This is a genomic window from Pediococcus acidilactici DSM 20284 (assembly GCF_000146325.1).
GTDB lineage: Bacteria > Bacillota > Bacilli > Lactobacillales > Lactobacillaceae > Pediococcus > Pediococcus acidilactici.
In genome coordinates this window covers 893145-915022 of record NZ_GL397067.1, presented here as the reverse complement: position 1 = coordinate 915022, position 21878 = coordinate 893145, and the positions used below count along the sequence as shown (strand labels likewise).

Genomic DNA, 21878 nt, shown 5'->3' with positions numbered 1-21878 from the left:
TTAACAGATATAACCATTATATATTCACAATTAAGGCTTTGTAAACCTCTTTTACAAAGTATTAGCAGGAGAAACAAGCCCACCCTGCTTCATTAATAAAAAAACTAGGAAATTTATCTAACTTTCCTAGTCTTCTTAATTAGTATTAACTTATTTTAGTTTCAAACCAGAAACTTCCAAGTTACGTTCGTAGGTCTTAATGGAATCACTAAGGGTAGAAACGTTGTCATCAGAAGTAATCTTTTTATCTTTGATGTTTAATTTACCATCGTTTAACGATAGGTTGTTTACTTCAACGGCAACATTTTCAGGTTCGTCATCGTCATCTGCGTCCGAAGAATTGACGCTATAAATTGCAACAATTGATAATTTGTTGCTAGATGAAGTACTATTTTCGGATGCATCTGCGACTTCTACTTTGCTTGAAACTTCGTTGTCGTCGTCATCGTAGTATTCTTCTTCATTTTCGTTATACGGAGTTACGTACAAGTTAACAAACTTGGATGTGTATTTTTCATCAGCGAATTGTTTGTCATCTGTATAATCAGACATGACAGTGTCGGTGGCATCCGTAATGTCGTCAACGTTAGTAATTGATTTACTATCAATTAGTCCGGAAATCTTATACTTGAACGTTCTTGAACCAGTGTATTGGTGCTTACCACTACTATCTTTAAAGGCTGCTTTTGGGAGCGTGAGTGAAATAACATCTCCGTTGCTAAGGTGACCATTGTTTTTAACCTTAATGTTGCTATTGATTAAGTCAGAATTTTTACTTGAAAGTGCAATTTGTCCCTTGCCATTAATTCCGAGGGCTTTGATTTTAAGTTGGTTAAAAATCTTATTGGAAGAAACTTTGGTACTTTTTTTCAATCCCTTAACTGTGAACGTTTTTTTGCCGTCACGGAAAGGAAGTTCCGAATTGCTGTTTTTAAACGTTACGGTAACCTTATCGCCATTTTTAAGTTCGGTTGATTTCCCTTTGAATTCTAATCTAGTCGAAGAAAGGTCCTCTATTGATGATTGAATTTTATATTGATCTTCTGAAGAAAGCATACTGTAATCAAATGTGTCAGGATGAGACACTATTTTATTAATTACGTCTTTTTTTATGTGATCCTTTTGCAATACGCGCCGGGTCATGTACTTATTTACGGATTCGGCGTTACTTATTGCTGCATCACCATGTCCGTTATAACCATAGAATTTTACTTCAATCCGGGAAATGATGTTGTTGCTGTGGTAGTCGTATCCTATTTTTGCACCTGCAGCAATGATAATGATTGCAATCACGCCGTACACTAATTTTTTATTTTGGGTAATAAATGTTTTAAATTTATCCATTGTAATCTCCTTTAATTATTTCAAGACAAAGTAGAGCGTCACACTATAATCGTCATCGACTAATTCACTAGCGTCATCGTATCCAGCTCCCGCAAGGACTTTCTTCAAATCAATATTCGCCCGATATGCAGGATGCCCTTTAAAAGTTACTTTATGAGCTGTATCAATGGTAGCTAAGCGTACTCCCCAGCTCTTCAAGAAAACCTTGCTTCCCTTAGCAGACCACTTAACTTTGCCAAAACCATCCATGCTGTCTTGGTTACCTGAAAACTTTACTTCATGGTCAGGTTTGAAAACCGCTTTTGCGGATTTATCGTAGGTTACGTCATCATCAGCACGCATTCCAACCGTCATGACTTTGTTTTGCACGGCGTATTGACCGCGATTGGCATAACGATAACCGCCGGCAATGGCGATTAAGATTACAACGATGATGGCGATCCACTTATGTTGTTTAATAAAATTCATTCCTTAACTCCTCCATAGTATTTTGATTAATATAAGTATTTTGGCAACCGTCCTCGATACTTTAACTACTAGTCCAGATCGCACCTTTTAAGCAATTAATCCTAAGTAGCTATAAGGGCTTTAATAAACACATAAAAAAATTCATTTCCTAGTAACCGAAAAAAATAAATACTAAAAAATGGATTTGGATAAGGTGATTGATTTCTCAAAAGGCGTCAATGACTAGTGATTAATTTCTTAGTACGCAAACAATTCAATGAAAGACATAATTATTTACGTTACTAATCTGATATTCCCTCCCTATAAAAATTTTAGGTATTAGTACCGTAGACACTATAAAATGTTATCACTAATGTTTTTATATTCATATAGATGAAATAAAAAAATATGTATTATTTTTGGGGTTTTCCAAATGGTAGACTAGATTTAAATTTATGGTATAACTGATAAATCCAGTCAAAATGGATGGTGCATTGACCTTTTAGGGGAAGGATACTTGGATTTTAAGGATGGTGCCGTTACTTTTTTGTGCCATTTTATATACTTTTTTTATATGAATATAATGTTGAAATAGCATTGCGTAAGAGTTACACTTTAAAGGTATGAGTGAGAGGATTAATTAATACATATTAAGGAGTAGGATTATGGAAACTAAAAAGCGTTTTAAAATGTATAAGAGTGGTAAAAAATGGCTTGTAGCGGCAATTGTCGCCGGAGGAATGGCAACGGCTGGTAGCGTGGTAAGTGCGAAAGCCGACGAAGTCGCAACAGCTAACGCTCCCGCACAAACACCCCAAACTGAACAAGTTCAAGAAAGCACGGCGGCCGTAACTAGTGCGACTGTTAAAGCCAACAGTAGTGCTGCAAATTCGGTTAGTGCGGCTTCCAGAAAAGTAAATAGTTCAGCAGCCCCAACTAGTGCGACAGCCTCAAGTAGCGTGGCTTCAACATCAGTGGTTAATAAGGCTAAAGATAGTCAAATTGCAAAAAATGCAGTTGCAGATGATAAGAAAGATATAAATGAATTTACAGCTCACAATCCTGAAGATAGCCAAAAAGATGTAAAGAATAATGATGGAACTAAGGAATCCACAAAAGTTACGCAAGATAATAAAAAAGACTCCGGTACAGTAGGTACGGTAAAGTGGACCCTTGATAACCAAGGAACTTTACATCTAAATAGTGGGGATTTAGAGCATGGAAGATATGATAAAAATTGGAATAAAAATGATGTAAAGGTCATTCAATTTGATGGGGAAGTCACATGGAATTTTGAAACTTTTGGAGACTACTTTTTTAGTGAATATGAAAATTTAACTAAAATCATTAATGCAGACAAATTAAGCTTTGGAAGCTCGGAAACAATTTCATTTGCTGATAACCCACAATTAAAGACGATTGAGGGAATTGAAAAATGGGATACAAGTCATCTAACAAGGTTAGCATCTGTTTTTCAAGGAGATAGTAGTCTAAATAATTTAGATTTGTCAAAATGGGATACAAGTCAAGTTGAAAATATGGGAATTATGTTTGCCCAATGCAGATCATTGAGTAATTTAAATGTTAAGGGATGGGATGTATCTAAAGTACACTCCTTTAACAGTATGTTTAGTATGACAACTAGTTTAAGTGATTTAGACTTAAGTAGTTGGAAAAATTCGGCGATTAGTGAAGGGCATGATTATAGGTCCATGTTTACTGGTTCCGGTATTGAGCATTTAAACTTAGGTGGGCTTTATATTGATAGTAATTTAGATTTTACTGATTCAAATTATCTAAAGAGTGTTACGGTTGGACCAGTTACCTCGAATGTGTACTTTGTGTTGAGAGCTGGGGATGATAAAAAATGGAAAATTGAAAGTACGGGTAAAACCTATACTTCTGATGAAATTGAAGACTTCCTCAATAAAAACGGTAGTGACAAAGCAGAGACGTATACGTTAGTTACAAACGACGATAATCAACCAAACAACGATAAAGACGACTCTCATAGCAATAATTCAGGTCAGAATGATGGCAAGAACGATACCAACAACAATAAGCCAGACCAAAATGGTGGCAAGAACGATACCAACAACAATAAGCCAGACCAAAATGGTGGCAAAGACGATGCTGACGGTAATAAGCCAGACCAAAACAACGGCAAAAACAACGCTGACAGTAACCAACCTGCACAAAATGATGGTAAGAACAATGCTGGCAGCAATGCATCAAATGCAAATGATGTAAATAATGGAAAGCACGCTAATGGAGACGACACTGCTGCAAATAATGCGCAAGCAACCGACGCTAACAACCAACAAAATGGTGGGGTAATTGTTGATCCAAATGGTAGTATTAACAACGGTAATGCCTCTGATTATGCTGGCGCACAATCAAATGCGATGTTTGCGCCACAAGATCGTGCAAACGGCCAAACCCGTTCTAAACAATCTAACCAAGCAACTGCTAAGACTTTGCCACAAACGAATGAAAAGAAACAATCTACAACGTTACTTAGCGTAATTGGCTTAGCAATGTTAAGTCTATTGGCAGTAGTTGGCTTAGTTAAGAAGCAACGCAAAAACTAGATAATCGAGTTTCTATAATTACGAACGTATTAAAGGACGAATTCAGGATTTCTGAATTCGTCCTTTTTTTACATCGATTTTACAAATAAATCCGTAGGCAAGAGGTTAGCGAGTTATCCTAGCTTTGCCATGATTAGTCAATCTTTAAAGACAGGTAGCTCACCGCGGGGTTAACAAAGTAATTAGCTTTGTTGAATCACCACAAAGTGTGCTGAAGAGCATTAACATATGCACGTATAATAAACGATACAGTAGTTTATGGAGAATAAGTAAAGGTCGGAAAATGCCGTCAAAAAAGCATTTTAAGTATCAAAAATAAAACTTTTAGTGCTAAAAAATAAAGTAACCAGGTTTAAAGAATAAGGAAAGGGTGTGATAAGTCACCGATATGCAATTATTACTGTTTTAGGAAATTAATGGTGGACTAGAAACCACTTAATCTAAAATTAGTAACGGTCTTTAGCGTATTTCGTAAATTCTAGAAAGGAGCGAAAGACTCTATTTAGCAACGCTGACGTATACTTGAGGAGTAACTACTAACAAACGAGGCCGGGTAAAACGGTTTATTTTTTTCATAGTACAATCGCTACTAGAAATTATTTTTTAACAGCGGTAAAATGGTTAAAAGTATAATAAACGATACATTAACTTTGGTAGACAAAGATTGTTCGGAATCGAATGGTAAAAGGTTAATTTTTTGGTAAGGTTCGGGGTTTGGGGACGGTAAAATCGCGAACCTTTTTTGGTTGTAATAATATATGTATATTATATAGTTGACTATATTTTGTTATCAACAGAACCAAAAACCTTTATTGTCGACTTATAACAAGACGCGAGGTGCAATATGAGTGCAAATATAAATATTGGAAAATTAATTAAACAAGTTCGTAAGGAGAGCGGGTTGACCCAAGAAGAGTTAGCTGAGAAAAGTGATTTATCAGTTAACTTCATTTCGCGAATTGAAAGAACTGATAACCAAAACATTAGCTGGAAGAATATCGAAGCAATTGCTGAAGCATTAGGGTTGAGCACAATTGAACTATTACAGGTCAATGAAAATCGGCAACAGCATCGAGGATTATATTTAACTAAACTAATGCGGATTTTAGAAGAGATGAATGAATTGGAAGCGGAAGAGTTGTCTAAGAACTTCATTGATATTATTGAATTACTACAACGAAAAAAATAACGGTTAGCAATGTAGCGTCGGAGAAGTTACTCGTGCCTTAGTAATTAAAATAAAAATTATTTATTGATTAGACCGCAAAACCTGCACAAGGTTTTACGGTCTTTTTAATACTTTTATCGATAAAACGCATACATAGTTTATGTGCTTTGCTATAATACCCATATTCAATGATGGGGATGTATTAGAAAGAGGGGAGTCATTAATGTTAGAAATTGACCAGGTTAGTAAATACTTTGGTACATATTGTGCCGTCAGTGAAGAGTCTTTTGTGGTTCGTCCAGGTGAAATTTTAGGTTTGATTGGTCAAAACGGTGCGGGAAAGACGACTACTTTTCGGATGATTTTAGATTTTTTAACGCCTGATGAAGGGCAAATTAGGTGGGATGGAAAACCAATTAACCAGTTGAAACGCGACTGGATTGGCTACCTTCCTGAAGAACGGGGGTTATACCCCAAGATGACTATTGAACAGCAAGTACTGTTTTTTGGCCAGTTACACGGGATGAAGAAGCGCGATATTTTAGCTCAGCTAGATGAATGGATGGATCGTTTCCAAGTTAAGGGGAAACGCAAAGAAAAAATTAAGAACTTATCCAAAGGAAATCAGCAAAAGGTCCAGCTGATTGCGGCATTGATATTCATGCCTAAGCTGGCGATTCTAGATGAACCTTTTTCAGGGTTGGATCCGGTGAACGCGGGGTTATTAAAAGCAGGTATTCGGTTCTTACGACAGAATGGTACCGCGATTATTTTTTCTAGTCACGATATGACAAACATTGAAGATTTGTCGGATCAGCTGGTGATGCTAAAGGACGGCAAAGTAGTTTTAAATGGGAAGGTCAATGAAATTCGCCAGCAGTTTGGCGATACGCGGGTGTACTTGCAGACAAACCGATTCACCCAACCAGAGCTAGCGGCCATTCCGGGAGTACAACGGGTAAGTCAAAGGGCAGACCAGTTTATTCTGGAATTAGAAACGCCCGCGGTGGGCCACCGAATTTTTGAATTGGTAACTAAGGATGGCTACCTAAAAGAATTTAGCCAACAACCGCCTACTTTAGACGAAATTTTCAAAATTAAGGCTGGTGACTAAGATGAATAAATTAATGATTATCGCAAAACAAGTTTTAAAAAAGAACGTGACTAGTTTTTCTTGGTGGTCGCTGGTCTTATTGCCGCTGATTATCGCGGGGGTCATGGTGGGCATCGGTATTTATAGCGGACATAAAGACTCTAAAGCTACCGTGGCGGTGGTGGCGCCGTCAGAAATTGTGCAGGAACTTTCTGCTACACAACACGCAGATTTGCGCTATCGGGGATACTCCTCTAAAAAGGATGCTGAACGAGCGCTGAAAAGCACTAAGGTTGATGGGATCCTAACCATCGATGCGCGTATGCAACATTCAAAACTAACGGTCAATAAAGAGGGGGCCGACGTTGAAGAGACCGACATTCAACAAGATTTAGCGGTTTTAAATACGGCTAATACGGCCAAAGCACTCGGTTTAAGCCAACAGCAGCTAGCCCAATTGTTACGGACTCCGGAGCTAACTACGAAAACGGTTAGCCTTAAGAAGGGACGGTTAACCACGATCAATTCCGGCAACCGGCAACTCAGAATGATTGTTGCCCAATTAATTGCGTTACCAATGTACATTTTCTTAATTAGTTATGGAAACGTAATTGCCCAAGAAATTGGTACAGAAAAGGGTTCTCGAATTGAAGAATCAATTTTAACCGCGGTGAAGGCGAAAACCCAATTTTACGGCAAATTGCTTGGTGTGGGGATTTTGACTTTAATCCACCTACTGGTTTACCTGGTAGTTGGGGTGGTGGTTTGGTTAACCAGCGGCCAATCTGGCAAACTGCACGATTTAATTAATCAAATTCCGTGGCACGAAATCGATCTGCCGTTCCTCAGTATTTCAATTGGCTTTTTCATCTTGGGAGTCTTTACGTACGCAATTTTAGCGGCCCTTTGCGGTTCACTGGTTACCAACCAGGAACAAATTGCGCAAGCAGCGGTACCAGCCACTTTAATCGCGATGGTGGGCTTCTTCGCGGCAATTCAGGCTCCGGATAGTCAAGGGATGGTGACGACTGTGCTAAGTTACCTGCCGTTTACCAGTCCGATGGTAATGCCGGTGCGTTATGGCGTTGACCAAGCGAGTCTGAGTGCAACCGGGGTGGCCGGGATTATTAACGTGATTTTCTTGCTAGTTTTTTGTTGGCTGAGCGCGAACGCTTACGAGCGCAACGTGCTTGTTTATAACAACAAGGGAATTTTTAAAGCGTTGCGGCACAGTTTACAAATGCAACGTAAACGTCATTAACCGCAAAAAAGGGCCAGGATAAAACTTGGAAATTGGCGAGTAGGCAACCAGCCTTAGATTTTGCAATGCTTACTATCAATGTAGAGTTAACCAAATTAAAACGCTCCTTAAGAAATTAATCTTAAGAAGCGTTTTTTTAATTCTTTGAGTCGTTAACTAAAATTAGTCGTTTAAATTGTATCTTAACTTCATGTGAGCCGAACCTAAAGTAACCATTTCGCCGAGTAGCTTAGTTTGACGGGTGAAGGATTCGTGAGCTAATTTTTCGTTAGCTGCTTCCAAATACTTCACGGGATCGCTTTGCGTAGCGAAGTTTTGGTCGGCTTCATTTTGGATATGCCGGTAAGCACCCATTGCTTCAAGTTCAAAGGTGTTCCGTAAGTCAGCGTACAGATCGTAATCGGTATCACCGAGGAGAGCGGTTGTGCAGCTTAACCAGTACATGTTGTTAAGGTCGAACGTGCCGGTGGCATTTTTATAAACGTCCGGGGTATCGTTGACGTTTGCATAGAATGGAACCACCGTGTTAAACGTGTTGGCCCCGTATGCTAGCCAGTGGATACCGGCAATTTCAGCAGGCACGTCGTTACGAATTTGCAAGATGTGCACGTTGTGGTTCCGGTTAATGCCGATTGGCCGGAAGAGTTTCTTTTGGTCTTCGGTGCCGTTACCGTAAGGGTCGTATTCCGTATTTTCAAAATGCGAACTCAAAACAAACTTAACGTCTTCAATTGAAATCTTCTTGTCGGCGTGGCAAATGAACGGTAAGTCTTGATCCATCGGGTCGTGTTCGATTTCCGGATTGAAGTATTTTTGTCCGTACCAAGTCCGCGGATTGTTGTAAACCGTGTCTTTAATCGATGCACTACCGAAAATGTGGCGGAAGTTGTACCCATCGTAGTCGGGATTAAGGTGATATTTTTCGATCAACTCTTTTAAGTCTGCTGAGCACAAAGTGTCGTCAGAATTAAAGTCAAAGTGGTCGATGTTCATCCGGTTAGGAGCAACTACGTAAGCATCGTCAGGAATCCGTACCGCTGCCCAGTGGTGTCCGCCGATGGTTTCAAGCCACCAAACTTCTTCCTTATCAGAAAAGGCAATTCCGTTTGGTTCGTAGGTTCCGTATTCTTCTAATAGTTCACCCATCCGCAAAACACCTTCCCGGGCGCTGTGAATGTATGGTAAAACTAACGTAACGATGTCTTCTTCGCCAATCCCGTTTTCTACGTAAGGATCAATTCCAAGAATCCGGGAATTAGTGGTGATGGTCTCGGTAGCGGACATTGCAACGTTTTCGCTGTTGATTCCGGCTGCCGGCCAAATTCCGTTCGTTAAAATGGAGTTTGGCATGGAAGTGTAACGTAATGGATTGTCGGGAAGCTTAACTTCCACGCCGCTGATTACGGCACGATAATTTTGGGGTTGTTCATCGGGGTTAACAACGACAAAACGTTGGGGATCGAGGGCTTCATGGCCGTCGTCGTTCCGTGAAATGATCGTTGAACCATCGATGGAGGCCTTTTTACCAACTAAAATAGTGGTACAAGAACCGTGAATGCGTTTGTTCATTAATAAACACTCCTTTATTATTTTATATGTTCATTATATAACTTTTACACAAAACTCACAGGAATAATAGGCGAACAATATTTATTTGAAATACCCTTTATGTGAAATAAAGTTCGTTATTCGTCTTTTTAAAAGCCGATTATTATGCTAAAATGTTCGTTATAAACTGAAAATGATTACTGATATAGTGGAGGATGAGATGAAGGAATTTGAGTCGCAAGTTTTACAAGAAGAACGGTTGTCGACGCCAAAGACAATTCTGCTGGCGTTTCAGCACTTGCTAGCAATGTACGCGGGGGATATTTTAATCCCGCTTTTGATTGGGGCAGCTTTAAAATTTAACGCCCAACAAATGACCTATTTAATTTCCGTGGACATTTTTATGTGCGGGATAGCAACTTTCTTACAGATTAAGCGTACGCCGCTGACTGGGATTGCCTTACCAGTGGTGCTCGGCTCGGCTGTGGAATATTTGGCCCCGATGGAACACATCGGAAACACCTTTGGTTGGGGATACATGTACGGGGGCGTCATTGCCGCCGGAATTTTTGTTTTCTTAATTAGCGGACTTTTCGCGCGACTACGTAAATTCTTTCCGGTAGTGGTGACCGGATCACTAATTACCTTAATTGGCTTTACGTTAATCCCGGTTGCTTTCCAGAATATTGGGGGCGGCAACGTTGCGGATCCGCAGTTTGGAAGTGCTAGCAACTTGATTTTAGGTTTTGTAACTGCACTAATTATTATTTTAATTCAAGTGTTCACTCACGGATTCGTTAAACGGATTTCAGTTTTGATTGGCATTGTAGCCGGATCGGTAATCGCGGTCTTAATGGGATTAATTGATCCAACGCCGATCAGTCAAGCAAGCTGGTTAAAAATTCCGCTACCGTTTTACTTTGCGACTCCGAAGTTTGAATGGTCCTCCATCTTAACGATGTTGTTAGCCGCGGTAACTTGTATGATTGAATCTACCGGAGTTTACTTTGCTTTGGCGGATATCACGGAACGGAAACTAACGGCGGACGATTTAAAACGCGGGTACCGCTCGGAAGGGATTGCAGCAATCTTAGGCGGAATTTTTAACACCTTCCCGTATTCAACCTTTTCCCAAAACGTGGGAATTGTGCAATTATCCGGAATTAAAAAGCTGCGCCCAATCTATTTCTCGGCGGGGATGTTGTTAATTTTAGGATTGATTCCGAAGTTTAGCGCAATTGCAACGTTAATTCCTACGTCAGTCCTTGGCGGGGCGATGCTAGTAATGTTTGGCATGGTTGGAGCCCAAGGAATTAAGATGCTGGCGGCGGTTGACATGACGGTAAATAACCTATTAGTAATTGCGGTTTCAATTGGCGTTGGTTTAGGGGTAACTACCCAGCCAACCTTGTTCCACATTTTACCGGCAACCGTGCAAACCATTTTAGATAACGGAATGGTGGTTGGGTGCGTGACGGCGATCATCATGAATCTTCTATTAAATGGTTCTAAGGGACTAGACGAAACGCGCGAATCTTTAGCCGAATAGCCTACGCACGTTAACAAAAAACGACGGTTGTCGTTTTTAATTTAATGAAGGCAAAAAATAATACAAAAAAAGAGGTTGGAAAAATTCCAACCTCTTTTGAGTTCTTATTTAACTTTTGGTGTTTCAGCGATTGTATCAGTCTTGCCTTTAGCAAATTTTTGAATCGCTACGATCCGTGCTTGACGGCGACGACGTTCGCGTTTGCCAGAAACTTTACGTGCACGGGCGAATGAATTATATGGTGACTTCATGGTCTTCCTCCTCAGCAAAAAAATAATCAATTACTATTTTATGATGAATAATGGAGAAAAGCAAATAAATTATTAGACGGATTGCCGGCTAGCGTTCATCCGGGTCACAATTCGTAGAGCCAGCTGACCAAATACGCGAATTAACACCACTTGGATTGGCAACTGAATGATGTTGCTAATGATCCGTGCCGAATTGTAGTACGCAGCCGCCGCCGCGCCAAAGTAAATCGACTGCCAGATGAAGTTTAAGCCCATGGTAACCACCAGCATAACGAGAAGGCGGGCAATCAAAATTCGCCACCAGTCAAACTTACCTTGATATAGGAAAACTGATTGAATGACGTTGCCCACCATGGCGCTAATGGCCCATACGGGAAGGTACGGACCAACCGGGTTAGAAAAGTAACCGACCGTGTCACTGACCAACCCAAACACAATTCCAGCCCAGGGGCCAAATAGCCCGGCAACGATGGCCGATGGAATATACTCGAAACTAACCAAGGTAAACTGGGGCGTTAGATGGATGGTCGTGTAACGAGCCAACACTACATCTAAAGCCGCCAATAAAGCCATCATGGTTAGGTTTCGCACGGAAAAAACTCCCTTAATACTAAAAAAATCCTTCATGCAAATCCCTCCATTTCTTTATTGGCCGCAAAACGAAAAGGAAATAGCATGAAAAATTCCCTCTTCAACGGCGAGATGCGGAACCGATATCGCTGCTAGGCATTCGTTCGTCGAACAACTCTCCGTCTCGACGACACTTAACGCACCGATTCCTACTCCATTGATAGAGCTAAATTTATTGTAGTCCCTTTTACTTGAAATTCAAGGAAAAAAGTTTTCGGTAAGCGAATCGGAAATTAGCTATAATGGAAATGAGTGAAGGAAGAAAGCACAAACGAATGGAGAAAATATGCGATATCGAATTGAAAATAATTTAGAAGAAATTATTAGTGCACAAAAAGTATTACAACGGTTAGGAGCCAGTCAACGGTTAATGCAAAAAATTCGCCAAGACGGGCGGTTAGTTGACGAAAACGAGCGGACGGTGGCGTTAAAAGACAAGGTTATGCCCTTTGAACCCTTTTGGGTTGAACTGCCGGATGAGGATTCTGACCCAGCGGTACCAGTTAGTGATCAACCGCTCGACGTTATTTATGAAGATGATAATTGGTTAGTGGTTAATAAACCTGCGGGTCTAACTGCGGTTCCCGGGCCAAGTAACCGTACGGATACCTTAGTTAATCGGATTAAGGGGCACTGGCAAGCTAACGGAGCAGTTAACTTGGTACCCCATTTAATCACCCGGTTGGACCGGTTTACGAGCGGGATCACCCTCGTAGCTCGTCATCAAGTGGCTAACAGCCTTCTAAGCGAGCAAGTACGTCACCGAAAGATTAAAAAAACGTACCTTGCGCTAGTTGACGGGGTGGTTAGTGCTGAAAAAGGGACCTTTAACCAGCCGCTAGGACTAGCTGCCGATGGAATCCACCGGGAGGTTCAAGAAGGCGGGCAAAGCGCTACGACCAGCTTTAAAGTGGTCCAACGTTTTGCAAATCAAACGTTGGTACAGGTTCATTTAAAAACTGGACGTACTCATCAAATCCGCGTACACTTTGCGAACGCGGGGCATCCGTTAGTGGGCGACCAACTATATGGTGGTCCCATGGACCGGGGAATTGAGCGACAGGCTTTGCACGCGCAATCCATCCGCTTTTTTGATCCGTTCACGAATCAGAAATTAGAGTTTACGGCTCCCTTGCCCGCAGATTTACAAGCAATCGGGATGTAGGTAGTTTCGAACAACTTTAAACGAGTAGAAAATAATTGATTGAAGAGGTAGTTATGACAACAGAAGGCAATTTTGAAAACATAAACGTAACGTTAGGAGACCCAGCGTTTGACGCCATGCTAATGCAGTTAAATCACGAGGTGAACAGTAGCAACGCGTCCGAATATAATTTCATGGGTAACTTGACTCAGGAAGTCGGTGACCAGGTTTGGGCGGTTCCCGCATACTTGAGTGAAGATTACGCCTTATTTTTCCTATACACCGCGATTGAAACTGGCGATTGGGTAGTGGCCTTTTCGGAAGGAACGCAAACGGACGGACAGTTTAACCTAGGCACGCCGTTGACGACTGGACAGGGATTGAACCGTTTGTACGAAAAGAATCCGAACCGGGCAAAGATGGTTTTGAGTTTTGTAAACGACTTGGAAAAAGCCGGCGAAGGCATGTGGCGAATGGTGGAATTGTAAGACAAGCCCGCAAGTTTAGCTGAGAATCATTTAAGAGGCCCCTAGGCGATGTTTAAACATCTGGTAAAACGTTGGAATGGCCGGAAAATGGCCTAGTGGAATTATGCTATAATAAAATCCGATTATGAAGAAGAAGGGGGCAACGCGATGGTAACGATTTTAATCGTAATTTTGCTGGTGCTGGCACTAGGCGGCGGATTTTGGCGTCGGGCGCAAAAGCACCAGGAAGTTTTACGAGAAGCGCGGCAAGCAGCTAAAAAGCTGACTGCCCAGCAACAAGAAGCGACCCGCCAAGCAGTTCAAGAATATCAACAAAAAAGTCACCAAGAAACGGAACAGTACCGGATGACCATTAGTCAAGAACTCGACGATGATCAACGTGATAACCAACGCAAGGGTGCTTGGATTGAGCAACGAATGAAGTTGTTGGAGCAAAAGCGCAATGCACTTGCCAACCGAGCAAACCTGTTATCACAGAAGCGCCACGAGTTGCAGGGCCGGAAAAATACGGTTAAGGAAACTTTGAAGCAGGCGGACCAGTTGATTGCTGAACGATGGCAAACGTTGCAAAACGTGGCCGATTTACCTGAAGCGCAGGCACGTGACGCGGTTTTGCAAGCCACTAAGGAAGATGCGGAACAATCCCAAGAAGAGTTTGTTAACAATGCGGCAACCGAATTAGAAAGTTCAAAGGAACGGGAAGCAGAAGATTTGATTGCGTTGGCAATGGAACATAGTAACGTGGTCAGCGTGCAGTATGAAAATCACCGCGGCTTGGTTGCCGATAACCAAGAATACTTGGGAAAAATTATTGGTAACTCCGGACAAAATGTCCGAGCGATTGAAGCCTTGACCGGGGTAGACGTGATCATTGATGACCAAACGAAAGAAGTAATCATCAACGGATATGACCCGGTGCGGCGTGCTACGGCTATGGAAGTAATTAAATCTATTAAGGGTGAAAAACGAGTGCTTCCCGACACGATTGAACGGCTGGTGAACCAAGCTAACCGGACGATTGACGAACGCATTCGACATTACGGTGAAAATGCGGTTCGAGAATTGAAGCTGAAGCACGTGGCACCAGACTTGATTAAAATTATTGGGCGGATGCATTATCGAACCAGTTACGGACAAAATATTTTGGAACATTCTATCGAAACGGCTAAACTAGCAGGAATTTTTGCTACTGAATTGGGCGAAAATGCTGCATTGGCCCGGCGTGCGGGGCTTTTACATGATATTGGGAAATCTATTGACCGGGATATTGAAGCTACGCACGTTGAACTGGGAGTAGAGCTAACCACGAAATTCCGAGAAAACCCAGTGGTGATTAACACGATTGCTTCGCACCATGGAGACGTTGAATCTAAGTACGTAATTGCTGACCTTGTTGAAGCAGCGGACGCGATTTCTGGTGCTCGTCAAGGAGCCCGAAGCGAATCAGCGGCAGATTATTTGCAACGGATTAAAAGCTTGGAAGGAATTGCTAATGACCAGCCGGAAGTACAGGAAAGTTACGCAATTCAAGCGGGTCGCGAGCTACGGGTAATCGTTTTGCCTAAGGAAACTAACGATCGCAGTATTAAGAACGTGGCTACTCACGTTAAGGACCGCATTGAAGATGAGGTTACTTATCCAGGACAGGTCAAGGTTACGGTGGTTAGAAAACTGGAAATTGTAGAATACGCGGAGAAAAAGCAAGCATGAGTCAAGATAATGTCGAACAATTAAACCAAATCAACCATTTTGTGATGAAGAAATTGCAAAACGACTTGACCGGACATGATTACGCCCATATCCAACGGGTGGTAAAGATGGCCCAAAAGTTGATGGATGATCGTGATGAGAAAATCAACCGTTTTGTGGTCTTTGCGGCTGCCACGTTGCACGACGTGATTGACGAAAAGATTGTTGAACAAACCAAAACTGCTGAAGACGAAGTGACCCGTTTTTTGCGGGAATTGGCGGTTAGTGACTATGACATTGCGCATATTTTCGATATCATTACGCACATGTCATTTTCGGATAATTTAGAACATAAGTATAAGCTTTCTTTAGAAGGGCAGATTGTGCAGGATGCCGACCGGTTGGATGCAATTGGGGCCATTGGAATTGCGCGCACTTTTTATTATGGGGGCGCGCATGGGCACATAATGTATGATCCTGAGATTGCGCCGCGTGAGGTAATGACACATGCCGAGTATCGGCAAAATCAGTCGGTAATTAACCATTTCTATGAAAAACTACTTAAGCTAAAGGACGAAATGAATACTCCATTAGCCCAACAAATTGCTGAAAAACGCACCCAGCGGATGGAGTCGTTTTTAACGGAATTTATTGCCGAATGGAATCAAGAAAACTAGGAGGAGTTAGGGATGTTACGAGATATGCCTAATGTGCCAAAACGATTTGTGATACTAGCGGCGTTAGTGGTAATCGTTTTGGTAGCAGGGGTCAAGATGCAAAGCATGTTTATGCTTTTTGTGGACCAACTGTTTAGCAGCGCCGTACAAAGTGAATTTATGATGTTTTTAGAACCCGTGATGCGACTAATCACGATGATTGCCGACACTAAACTGGGATTGATTTACGCAGTATTGATCGCAGCGTACTTGTGGTTGCGGCAAGGGCAACGGGTTGATGCAATTTGGGTGATTTGCACGATGTTTGGCGGAGCAGTTGTGGCTTACCTTTTAAAGGAATTTGTCAAACGTCCGCGGCCCACGATTGCTCAAATTATCCCTGAAACGGGATATAGTATGCCGAGCGGCCACACTTTTGAAGCGTTCTTAGTTTTAGCGTTTCTTTACCTATTCTTCGTACGGCCAATGGCAGAATCATCGTTGAAAAAAGCTTGCACCGCCGGGTTGGTAATTTGGCAGATTTTGGTAATTTGGTCCCGGATTTTTATGGGGGCCCATTACTTTACCGATACCTTAGTGGCGGTTGGCTTAGGAACCGTTTGGCTATGGGTGGCCATCATGTTATATCACAGCTTGTACGATACGATTGCTAACTACATAGAACCTAGCGTGGGTCGGCACCACCAGCGGTAGTAATTTGGATCCCTAAGAGTATAGTTAAAGCTTATTTGGGTGGATTAAAGGGAGTTCTCCACATGGTAAGCGTTAATCGTACTTATATTACAAAGAGCTTCTCAAGAATTTTTAGATTCTTGGGAAGCTTTTTAATTTTAGAACGAAATTAATTGTTACTTCGAGAAGTATTGAAGGTGCTTTCTAAATGAAGGATAATAAGGATAGTTGCAGTGGGGGTGAGTTTTTATGGAATTTAAAGATGACAAAGCTCAACACGGTTTGAGATTTTTGGAAGCGACGGTTTTAAATTTAGTAATCACGGCGGTTGAATTCGGGGGCGGATTGCTCTCCGGCAGTTTAGCGCTCTTGTCCGACGCGATTCACAACTTGGGCGACAGTGCCTCAATCGTAATGGCCTACGTGGCTAGTCGGATTAGTCAGCGAAATTCTAATCAGTCTAAGACTTATGGCTACCGGCGGGCAGAAATTTTATCGTCGTACTTTAACGCAATTTTTTTGTTAGTAATGTCAGCCCTGTTAATTTGGGAAGCAATTCGGCGATTCGCTCATCCGCACCCGGTTAACGGCGGATTAATGTTAGTTGTAGCGGTAGTTGGTTTGTTAGCCAATGGTTTTTCAGCGTGGTTGCTACATAGCGGTTCGCACAATAACTTAAACCTAAAGGCGACCTATTTGCACATTTTAAGTGATGCATTTGCCTCTGGGGGAGTTATTTTAGGTGCGTTAATTATAAAAATATTCCACGTGGTTTGGGCGGACCCGTTGATGACCATTGTGGTTTCCGTCTACATTGCTTACAAGACGATTCCAATTATCATCGAAGCGACTAATATTTTAATGGAGGCGGGACCACGGTTGGACTATCGCGCGGTCAAAGCAACGGTGCTAAGCGTTCCAGGAGTGGTTAATATTCATCACGTACACACTTGGATGATTGACGAACACCGGATTATGCTAACCGCACACATTGCTTTAGAGGATCAAGAACTCAGCGAAGTTGAACCAATTTACCAAAAGATTAGAAAATTGCTAAAGGATAAGTACAATATCGAACACGCAACTTTGCAAGCTGAAGTTGATCGGGGCAAGGAATATCAGATTTTTACGACTAATAAAGACGACGTTTAGCGAGTGATAATTGATAGCGTTTTAATTTTTTTGAAAGAAATTAAGGATATTGCTGTTTTTTTTGAGAAGGGCATGCTATACTATAAATGTGCTTTTGGTTAGGTGCTTTTGGTCAGATTGTTTTATTGTGAACTATCCCCATTACTACCGGCTCAAGCTACAAATTTTAAAACAGCCATGCATCATGGTTTTACAGGAGGATGTTCATAATGGAACAAGGTACAGTTAAATGGTTTAACGCAGACAAAGGTTTTGGTTTTATTACTCGCGAAGATGGTAGTGACGTATTCGTTCACTTCTCAGCTATCCAAAGCGACGGCTTCAAGACTCTTGAAGAAGGCCAATCAGTTAGCTTCGATGTTGAAGAAAGCGACCGCGGACCTCAAGCCGTAAACGTTGAAAAAAACTAATTTAAAAAATTACTGAAAAAGCAGGGTGCTTCGGCACGCTGCTTTTTTTGTGTAATTTGGCGAAGAAAATTACGTTATAAAAATAAAATCATTAACGAATCGCTGGCTTATTCGGTATAATGAAGAAGTTAAAGCGGAGGTGCGGTGGATGCGTGATTTAAAAAAAGTAATTAAGACTTGTCTGCTTGCTGGACGAATAATGATTGAAAATGGCTCCGAAATGTCGCGAGCCGAGGATACCATGAAACGGATTGCGATTAATTCAGGAATTGATGATTTACAATTATTCGGTACAATTACCGGCTTGATTGTTTCGGTTCCGAACTCGTTAACTTCCCAGGTGGAACAAATTACGAGGCGAGCCTTTGATCTAGAGAAGGTTTCTGCGGTTAATTCCTTTTCACGAGAATACGCGGCAAAACAAATCACCCTAGATGAGTTTTATGAAAAGTTAAGCACGTTGGATGAAGCAACACCGTTTTTCCCGTTTTGGCTGCAGGTGTTGGGTGCTGCACTGGTAAGTGGTCCCCTCATGGTAGCCTTTTCGGGGAATTTGGTAGATTTGGGGGTCACCATGTTGGTGGGAGCCCTCGGGTACACCGTCTTTTACCTGAGTAACCGTCTTTTGAACGTTAAGTACATAAGCGAGTTTTTTGCCTCGATCGTAATCGGTATTTTAGCGGTCTTAATCGTTCGAATGGGCTGGGGGCAATCGTTAGATGATATTATCATCGGCTCAGTCATGCCCCTGGTTCCCGGAGTGCCACTGACTAACGCGGTCCGAGATATTTTAAACGGCCATTTAGTTAGTGGGCCAGCACGCGGTGTGGAGGCCCTGTTATCCGCATGCGCGATTGGCTTTGGGATTGCGTTCGTATTTCGGTTCATATGATGTGATGGAGGAAGATTGATGCAGTTATTATTGGAATTTGTGATGGCGGGGATTGCCACGGTTGGGTTTGGGATTATTATTAACATCCCGCACCGGGCGTTGTTAACTGCTGGAATAATTGGTGGAATCTCTTGGGGAATCTACTGGGAAATGTTGCAATTTCACTTAGGGCTCGCATTAAGCTCCTTAACGGCCACGACGGTGATTGCCTTACTAAGTTTATTTGCGGCCCGGCGGTTGAAAATGCCAATGATTGTTTTCAGTATTCCCGGGATTGTGCCCCTGGTCCCCGGCGGACAGGCTTACCAAATGATTCGTAACTTTGCGTTGTCCAATACGCGGCTTGCCACTCATTTTATGTTGGAAGTGGGGGTAATTGCGGGGTCAATCGGGATCGGCTTTTTGATGGCTGAGTTCATTGACCGCTTGCAACGTAAATTAGTAGTGCGTTTCAAAAAGGTCCGGGAAAATAAATAAGGGCTACCAATAAACAAAGAATAAATGAAATTGAAAAACGCCTCGCAAGGGTTGTGATACTCTTGTGGGGCGTTTTAATTTTGGAAGCTTCGCAGTTTAAACAGAATCAATGTCGAATTTTAAATTCTGCTTTGCAGATGTTCAAGTCAAACGAAGTCGTTTTAATTGGGTATTTATTGCTTAATAGCCTTGATATCCCGTAGTTGCTCCTGTCCCTGTACTAGGCGTAGTGGGGGTAGGAGTTGCTTGGTTGTTAGGATCATTGTAGTTTGAAGAAGTACTGCTATTATCATCAGCACCAGATGTTGCATCATTTTCCTCAACTTCGCCGGTATACATGCTACTGATTCCAGTCGTACCGGTAGTTTTGTGTGGTAAATCAAGCGCATTGCGAATGAAGTTAGTAACGCGCTGCCGTTCTTTTTGCGGAACGTATTCATAAGAACCGCCAGTAATGGTGATTCCTTCACCTTGTAAATGGGTTGATTTCAAATGGTGGGTAGCAACCCGATAGTTACTTGAAAGGGCTAGCAACTCATTAAAGGTTAAATCAGTTTTAGTTTGTTTTTGCAGAGAATTTAAGAAGTTTTGGTTGAGCAACGCGGTGATCGAATCGCTCTTTCTTAAGATGGCCATCAAAACTTGGCGTTGCCGAGTTTGCCTTCCGTAATCCCCCTTAGGATCGTCGTAACGCATCCGGGAGTAATCAAGGGCAGCTTTACCATCGAGGTGGATTTTAACCCCCTTCTTAACGTCGGCGTTGCCATACTTAAAGGTTAGCTTAGGGGTGACGTCAATCCCGCCTACACCGTCGACAATCTTTTCTAGTCCACCCATGTTGATTAACCCGTAGTAGTCAATTGGAACGTTTAACAATTTTTGAACCGCTCGAATGGCCGTTCCGGCTCCGCCAAAATCGTAGGCAGAATTAATTTTGGATGGTGAATAACTGGAATATCCCGGAATCGACATTACGGTATCCCGGGGAATGCTAGTCAAAGTCATCTTCTTCTTTTTGGGATTTAACGTAGCGACGATCATTGTGTCGGTACGACCACGATAATTCCGGCCTAGCGCCCCAGTATCGGTACCCAGTAATAGGATGGAAATCGGCTTGCCGTGTTTTAGTTCGCTGGAAACGTCTCGGGCTTTTTGAATGCGAGCACTATCAAAAATTGAATCGACCGCATTTTTAGCGGTATACCATTTTTTGACCCCGAAAACAATCAACAGGAGGGCGATAACGGCACAAACAACCCAGCGCCAAGGATGCCACTTCTTAGGCGGACGGGGATTACGTTGCCGTTTTTGCCGGCTGCCATTGGTTGGGTTATTTTGCTCCTCGGCGTTAGGATCATTTTCCTCCGGCACCGAATTAAACTGGTTGCCGCTAAATCGGCTTAAATTGGAATTACGTGAGTCTTCACTCATACAAGTTTCCTCCACAATGTTAAAAATCAATTACTAATATAATACCAAATTTATTTGGTGGTTTGATTGAATTAACTAAAGTTTAATATTTAGTGTATAAAAAGTAGTTTTTTATGCTTTTAAGGAATAAAGGTCTATTTTCTTTATTAATGGAAAATAAGCTCTGTTATAGCTCGCGTAAAAATGCCAATGCATTAGCAATCCAATCGGCGATGCGAGAATCTTGGTGACGCTCGTCATAAGCCGTAGTTTCGTCAGCTAACGCCATTCCGTGAGGACCGTGGTGGTAAAGGTGTAATTCGGTGGGCACTTGATGAGCTTGGAGCGCTAAGAAGTAGTCCACGGCATTTTTTGAAGAAACTAACTGGTCGTCAGTGGTGGCCCAAATGAAAGTTGGAGCATTGTCGGCGGTTACGTGTTGGTCAGCAGCAATCTCATCGGGATTGTTAGTCCACTGCGCCAAAGTAGGTTGGTCAGGGAAGCCATCAAATGGGGTAATTACTGGGTAACCTAAAATAGTAGCGGCGGGCTTTAAATCTTCTGCAGATAAGTGGGTTTGGGCTTGTAACCAGTCTGAAGACCATAAATTGTTGTAATTAGCGACTACGTGTCCACCGACGGAAAAGCCCATCAACATGACTTTTTGGCGATCAACGTGCCATTGTGCGGCGTTTTGTTTAGTAGTGGCGATTGCTTGCGCAGTTTCCAACAGGGGAGCCGGGAAGAGCGGTTGAACTTCGTCGACAAAAGAGTACCGTAAGATGGAAACTTGAAAACCAAGTGACAAAAAGCGTAGCGCAACTTTTTCGGATTGCTTAAAATCAATGTGAGTATAAGAGCCTCCCGGTACAAAAATTAGCGCAGGGTTAAGCGCGTCGGTAAGGCTGGGATCAACGTAGGAAATTAACTCTGCTTGAGATTGAGGATTTACCTGGTTAAGTGGTGTTTTAATTATTTGCATAAG

21 protein-coding genes and 1 riboswitch are annotated in these 21878 nt (G+C 42.1%); of the genes, 14 read left to right on the top strand and 7 right to left on the bottom strand.

What is annotated here, in order from left to right:
• Nucleotides 1-150: 150 nt before the first annotated feature.
• Both HMPREF0623_RS04585 and HMPREF0623_RS04580 read right to left on the bottom strand, forming a co-directional pair.
• Nucleotides 151-1344, bottom strand: a complete 1194-nt coding sequence (locus HMPREF0623_RS04585) for a hypothetical protein (protein ID WP_004166115.1) — start codon at nucleotides 1342-1344, stop codon at nucleotides 151-153.
• A gap of 15 nt (nucleotides 1345-1359) precedes the next feature.
• The gene (locus HMPREF0623_RS04580; RefSeq protein ID WP_002832318.1) at nucleotides 1360-1812 is read right to left on the bottom strand and encodes a hypothetical protein; all 453 of its coding nucleotides are present in this window, start codon (nucleotides 1810-1812) and stop codon (nucleotides 1360-1362) included.
• Nucleotides 1813-2456: 644 nt separating this feature from the next.
• Here HMPREF0623_RS04580 and HMPREF0623_RS04575 point away from each other — a divergent pair.
• The 4 genes from HMPREF0623_RS04575 to HMPREF0623_RS04560 all read left to right on the top strand — a co-directional run bounded on the left by HMPREF0623_RS04575 (nucleotide 2457) and on the right by HMPREF0623_RS04560 (nucleotide 7904).
• Complete coding sequence (locus tag HMPREF0623_RS04575) at nucleotides 2457-4382, top strand: BspA family leucine-rich repeat surface protein (RefSeq protein ID WP_004166114.1); 1926 nt, start codon at nucleotides 2457-2459, stop codon at nucleotides 4380-4382.
• An 844-nt stretch (nucleotides 4383-5226) separates the two neighbouring features.
• Nucleotides 5227-5571 carry a helix-turn-helix domain-containing protein gene (locus HMPREF0623_RS04570; protein ID WP_004166113.1) on the top strand — a complete coding sequence of 115 codons (345 nt, stop codon included), beginning with the start codon at nucleotides 5227-5229 and terminating at the stop codon, nucleotides 5569-5571.
• 202 nt (nucleotides 5572-5773) lie between these two features.
• On the top strand, nucleotides 5774-6664 hold the full coding sequence (locus tag HMPREF0623_RS04565; RefSeq protein WP_036671282.1) for an ABC transporter ATP-binding protein: 891 nt from the start codon (nucleotides 5774-5776) through the stop codon (nucleotides 6662-6664).
• A 1-nt stretch (nucleotide 6665) separates the two neighbouring features.
• Nucleotides 6666-7904, top strand: a complete 1239-nt coding sequence (locus HMPREF0623_RS04560; protein WP_036671280.1) for an ABC transporter permease — start codon at nucleotides 6666-6668, stop codon at nucleotides 7902-7904.
• A gap of 162 nt (nucleotides 7905-8066) precedes the next feature.
• Here HMPREF0623_RS04560 and HMPREF0623_RS04555 read toward each other — a convergent pair whose 3' ends face one another.
• A complete protein-coding gene (locus HMPREF0623_RS04555; RefSeq protein WP_004166110.1) occupies nucleotides 8067-9473 on the bottom strand; it encodes a C69 family dipeptidase in 1407 nt (468 codons plus the stop codon).
• Nucleotides 9474-9672: 199 nt separating this feature from the next.
• On the opposite strand from HMPREF0623_RS04555, the gene HMPREF0623_RS04550 reads away from it, so the two are divergent.
• Nucleotides 9673-11001, top strand: coding sequence for a nucleobase:cation symporter-2 family protein (locus HMPREF0623_RS04550; RefSeq protein WP_036671278.1), 1329 nt, complete (start codon nucleotides 9673-9675; stop codon nucleotides 10999-11001).
• Nucleotides 11002-11105: 104 nt separating this feature from the next.
• On the opposite strand, the gene HMPREF0623_RS09640 is transcribed toward HMPREF0623_RS04550, so the two are convergent.
• Nucleotides 11106-11252, bottom strand: a complete 147-nt coding sequence (locus HMPREF0623_RS09640) for a hypothetical protein (RefSeq protein WP_002832310.1) — start codon at nucleotides 11250-11252, stop codon at nucleotides 11106-11108.
• A gap of 72 nt (nucleotides 11253-11324) precedes the next feature.
• Nucleotides 11325-11879 (bottom strand): folate family ECF transporter S component, encoded by a 555-nt coding sequence (locus HMPREF0623_RS04545; RefSeq protein ID WP_002832309.1) that lies wholly within the window; start codon nucleotides 11877-11879, stop codon nucleotides 11325-11327.
• 66 nt (nucleotides 11880-11945) lie between these two features.
• A riboswitch (THF riboswitch) is annotated at nucleotides 11946-12041 on the bottom strand.
• Nucleotides 12042-12168: 127 nt separating this feature from the next.
• Between HMPREF0623_RS04545 and HMPREF0623_RS04540 the strand changes: the two genes are divergently transcribed.
• The 9 genes from HMPREF0623_RS04540 (at nucleotide 12169) to HMPREF0623_RS04500 (ending at nucleotide 19483) form a co-directional block, all read left to right on the top strand.
• Complete coding sequence (locus HMPREF0623_RS04540) at nucleotides 12169-13047, top strand: RluA family pseudouridine synthase (protein ID WP_004166108.1); 879 nt, start codon at nucleotides 12169-12171, stop codon at nucleotides 13045-13047.
• A gap of 53 nt (nucleotides 13048-13100) precedes the next feature.
• Nucleotides 13101-13514, top strand: coding sequence for a hypothetical protein (locus HMPREF0623_RS04535; RefSeq protein ID WP_004165533.1), 414 nt, complete (start codon nucleotides 13101-13103; stop codon nucleotides 13512-13514).
• 147 nt (nucleotides 13515-13661) lie between these two features.
• The gene (gene rny / locus HMPREF0623_RS04530) at nucleotides 13662-15224 is read left to right on the top strand and encodes a ribonuclease Y (RefSeq protein WP_002832304.1); all 1563 of its coding nucleotides are present in this window, start codon (nucleotides 13662-13664) and stop codon (nucleotides 15222-15224) included.
• The gene (locus HMPREF0623_RS04525; protein ID WP_002832303.1) at nucleotides 15221-15880 is read left to right on the top strand and encodes an HD domain-containing protein; all 660 of its coding nucleotides are present in this window, start codon (nucleotides 15221-15223) and stop codon (nucleotides 15878-15880) included. The genes rny and HMPREF0623_RS04525 overlap by 4 nt, the downstream gene beginning before the upstream one ends.
• Before the next feature lie 12 nt (nucleotides 15881-15892).
• A complete protein-coding gene (locus HMPREF0623_RS04520; RefSeq protein ID WP_004166106.1) occupies nucleotides 15893-16573 on the top strand; it encodes a phosphatase PAP2 family protein in 681 nt (226 codons plus the stop codon).
• Between the two features lie 228 nt (nucleotides 16574-16801).
• The gene (locus HMPREF0623_RS04515) at nucleotides 16802-17704 is read left to right on the top strand and encodes a cation diffusion facilitator family transporter (RefSeq protein ID WP_004166105.1); all 903 of its coding nucleotides are present in this window, start codon (nucleotides 16802-16804) and stop codon (nucleotides 17702-17704) included.
• 209 nt (nucleotides 17705-17913) lie between these two features.
• On the top strand, nucleotides 17914-18114 hold the full coding sequence (locus HMPREF0623_RS04510) for a cold-shock protein (RefSeq protein WP_002832300.1): 201 nt from the start codon (nucleotides 17914-17916) through the stop codon (nucleotides 18112-18114).
• Between the two features lie 148 nt (nucleotides 18115-18262).
• Nucleotides 18263-19006, top strand: coding sequence for a threonine/serine exporter family protein (locus HMPREF0623_RS04505; protein ID WP_004166103.1), 744 nt, complete (start codon nucleotides 18263-18265; stop codon nucleotides 19004-19006).
• A gap of 18 nt (nucleotides 19007-19024) precedes the next feature.
• A complete protein-coding gene (locus tag HMPREF0623_RS04500) occupies nucleotides 19025-19483 on the top strand; it encodes a threonine/serine exporter family protein (RefSeq protein WP_002832298.1) in 459 nt (152 codons plus the stop codon).
• A 180-nt stretch (nucleotides 19484-19663) separates the two neighbouring features.
• Here HMPREF0623_RS04500 and HMPREF0623_RS04495 read toward each other — a convergent pair whose 3' ends face one another.
• Together HMPREF0623_RS04495 and HMPREF0623_RS04490 are read right to left on the bottom strand one after the other, a co-directional pair.
• Nucleotides 19664-20914, bottom strand: coding sequence for an LCP family protein (locus HMPREF0623_RS04495; protein ID WP_004166101.1), 1251 nt, complete (start codon nucleotides 20912-20914; stop codon nucleotides 19664-19666).
• A 166-nt stretch (nucleotides 20915-21080) separates the two neighbouring features.
• Nucleotides 21081-21875: a lp_1002 family arylesterase gene (locus HMPREF0623_RS04490; RefSeq protein ID WP_002832296.1), complete on the bottom strand. Its 795-nt coding sequence runs from the start codon at nucleotides 21873-21875 to the stop codon at nucleotides 21081-21083.
• Between the last annotated feature and the right edge of the window lie 3 nt (nucleotides 21876-21878).

What these genes read in the sequence shown, in the direction of transcription:
- HMPREF0623_RS04510 (WP_002832300.1), top strand. Translation starts at nt 17,914, where the DNA reads ATGGAACAAGGTACAGTTAAATGGTTTAACGCAGACAAAGGTTTTGGT.
- HMPREF0623_RS04500 (WP_002832298.1), top strand. Translation starts at nt 19,025, where the DNA reads ATGCAGTTATTATTGGAATTTGTGATGGCGGGGATTGCCACGGTTGGG.
- HMPREF0623_RS04570 (WP_004166113.1), top strand. Translation starts at nt 5,227, where the DNA reads ATGAGTGCAAATATAAATATTGGAAAATTAATTAAACAAGTTCGTAAG.
- HMPREF0623_RS04580 (WP_002832318.1), bottom strand. Translation starts at nt 1,812, where the DNA reads ATGAATTTTATTAAACAACATAAGTGGATCGCCATCATCGTTGTAATC.
- HMPREF0623_RS09640 (WP_002832310.1), bottom strand. Translation starts at nt 11,252, where the DNA reads ATGAAGTCACCATATAATTCATTCGCCCGTGCACGTAAAGTTTCTGGC.
- HMPREF0623_RS04550 (WP_036671278.1), top strand. Translation starts at nt 9,673, where the DNA reads ATGAAGGAATTTGAGTCGCAAGTTTTACAAGAAGAACGGTTGTCGACG.
- HMPREF0623_RS04495 (WP_004166101.1), bottom strand. Translation starts at nt 20,914, where the DNA reads ATGAGTGAAGACTCACGTAATTCCAATTTAAGCCGATTTAGCGGCAAC.
- HMPREF0623_RS04540 (WP_004166108.1), top strand. Translation starts at nt 12,169, where the DNA reads ATGCGATATCGAATTGAAAATAATTTAGAAGAAATTATTAGTGCACAA.
- HMPREF0623_RS04555 (WP_004166110.1), bottom strand. Translation starts at nt 9,473, where the DNA reads ATGAACAAACGCATTCACGGTTCTTGTACCACTATTTTAGTTGGTAAA.
- HMPREF0623_RS04515 (WP_004166105.1), top strand. Translation starts at nt 16,802, where the DNA reads ATGGAATTTAAAGATGACAAAGCTCAACACGGTTTGAGATTTTTGGAA.
- HMPREF0623_RS04490 (WP_002832296.1), bottom strand. Translation starts at nt 21,875, where the DNA reads ATGCAAATAATTAAAACACCACTTAACCAGGTAAATCCTCAATCTCAA.
- HMPREF0623_RS04575 (WP_004166114.1), top strand. Translation starts at nt 2,457, where the DNA reads ATGGAAACTAAAAAGCGTTTTAAAATGTATAAGAGTGGTAAAAAATGG.
- HMPREF0623_RS04520 (WP_004166106.1), top strand. Translation starts at nt 15,893, where the DNA reads ATGTTACGAGATATGCCTAATGTGCCAAAACGATTTGTGATACTAGCG.
- HMPREF0623_RS04585 (WP_004166115.1), bottom strand. Translation starts at nt 1,344, where the DNA reads ATGGATAAATTTAAAACATTTATTACCCAAAATAAAAAATTAGTGTAC.
- rny (WP_002832304.1), top strand. Translation starts at nt 13,662, where the DNA reads ATGGTAACGATTTTAATCGTAATTTTGCTGGTGCTGGCACTAGGCGGC.
- HMPREF0623_RS04565 (WP_036671282.1), top strand. Translation starts at nt 5,774, where the DNA reads ATGTTAGAAATTGACCAGGTTAGTAAATACTTTGGTACATATTGTGCC.
- HMPREF0623_RS04545 (WP_002832309.1), bottom strand. Translation starts at nt 11,879, where the DNA reads ATGAAGGATTTTTTTAGTATTAAGGGAGTTTTTTCCGTGCGAAACCTA.
- HMPREF0623_RS04525 (WP_002832303.1), top strand. Translation starts at nt 15,221, where the DNA reads ATGAGTCAAGATAATGTCGAACAATTAAACCAAATCAACCATTTTGTG.
- HMPREF0623_RS04535 (WP_004165533.1), top strand. Translation starts at nt 13,101, where the DNA reads ATGACAACAGAAGGCAATTTTGAAAACATAAACGTAACGTTAGGAGAC.
- HMPREF0623_RS04505 (WP_004166103.1), top strand. Translation starts at nt 18,263, where the DNA reads ATGCGTGATTTAAAAAAAGTAATTAAGACTTGTCTGCTTGCTGGACGA.
- HMPREF0623_RS04560 (WP_036671280.1), top strand. Translation starts at nt 6,666, where the DNA reads ATGAATAAATTAATGATTATCGCAAAACAAGTTTTAAAAAAGAACGTG.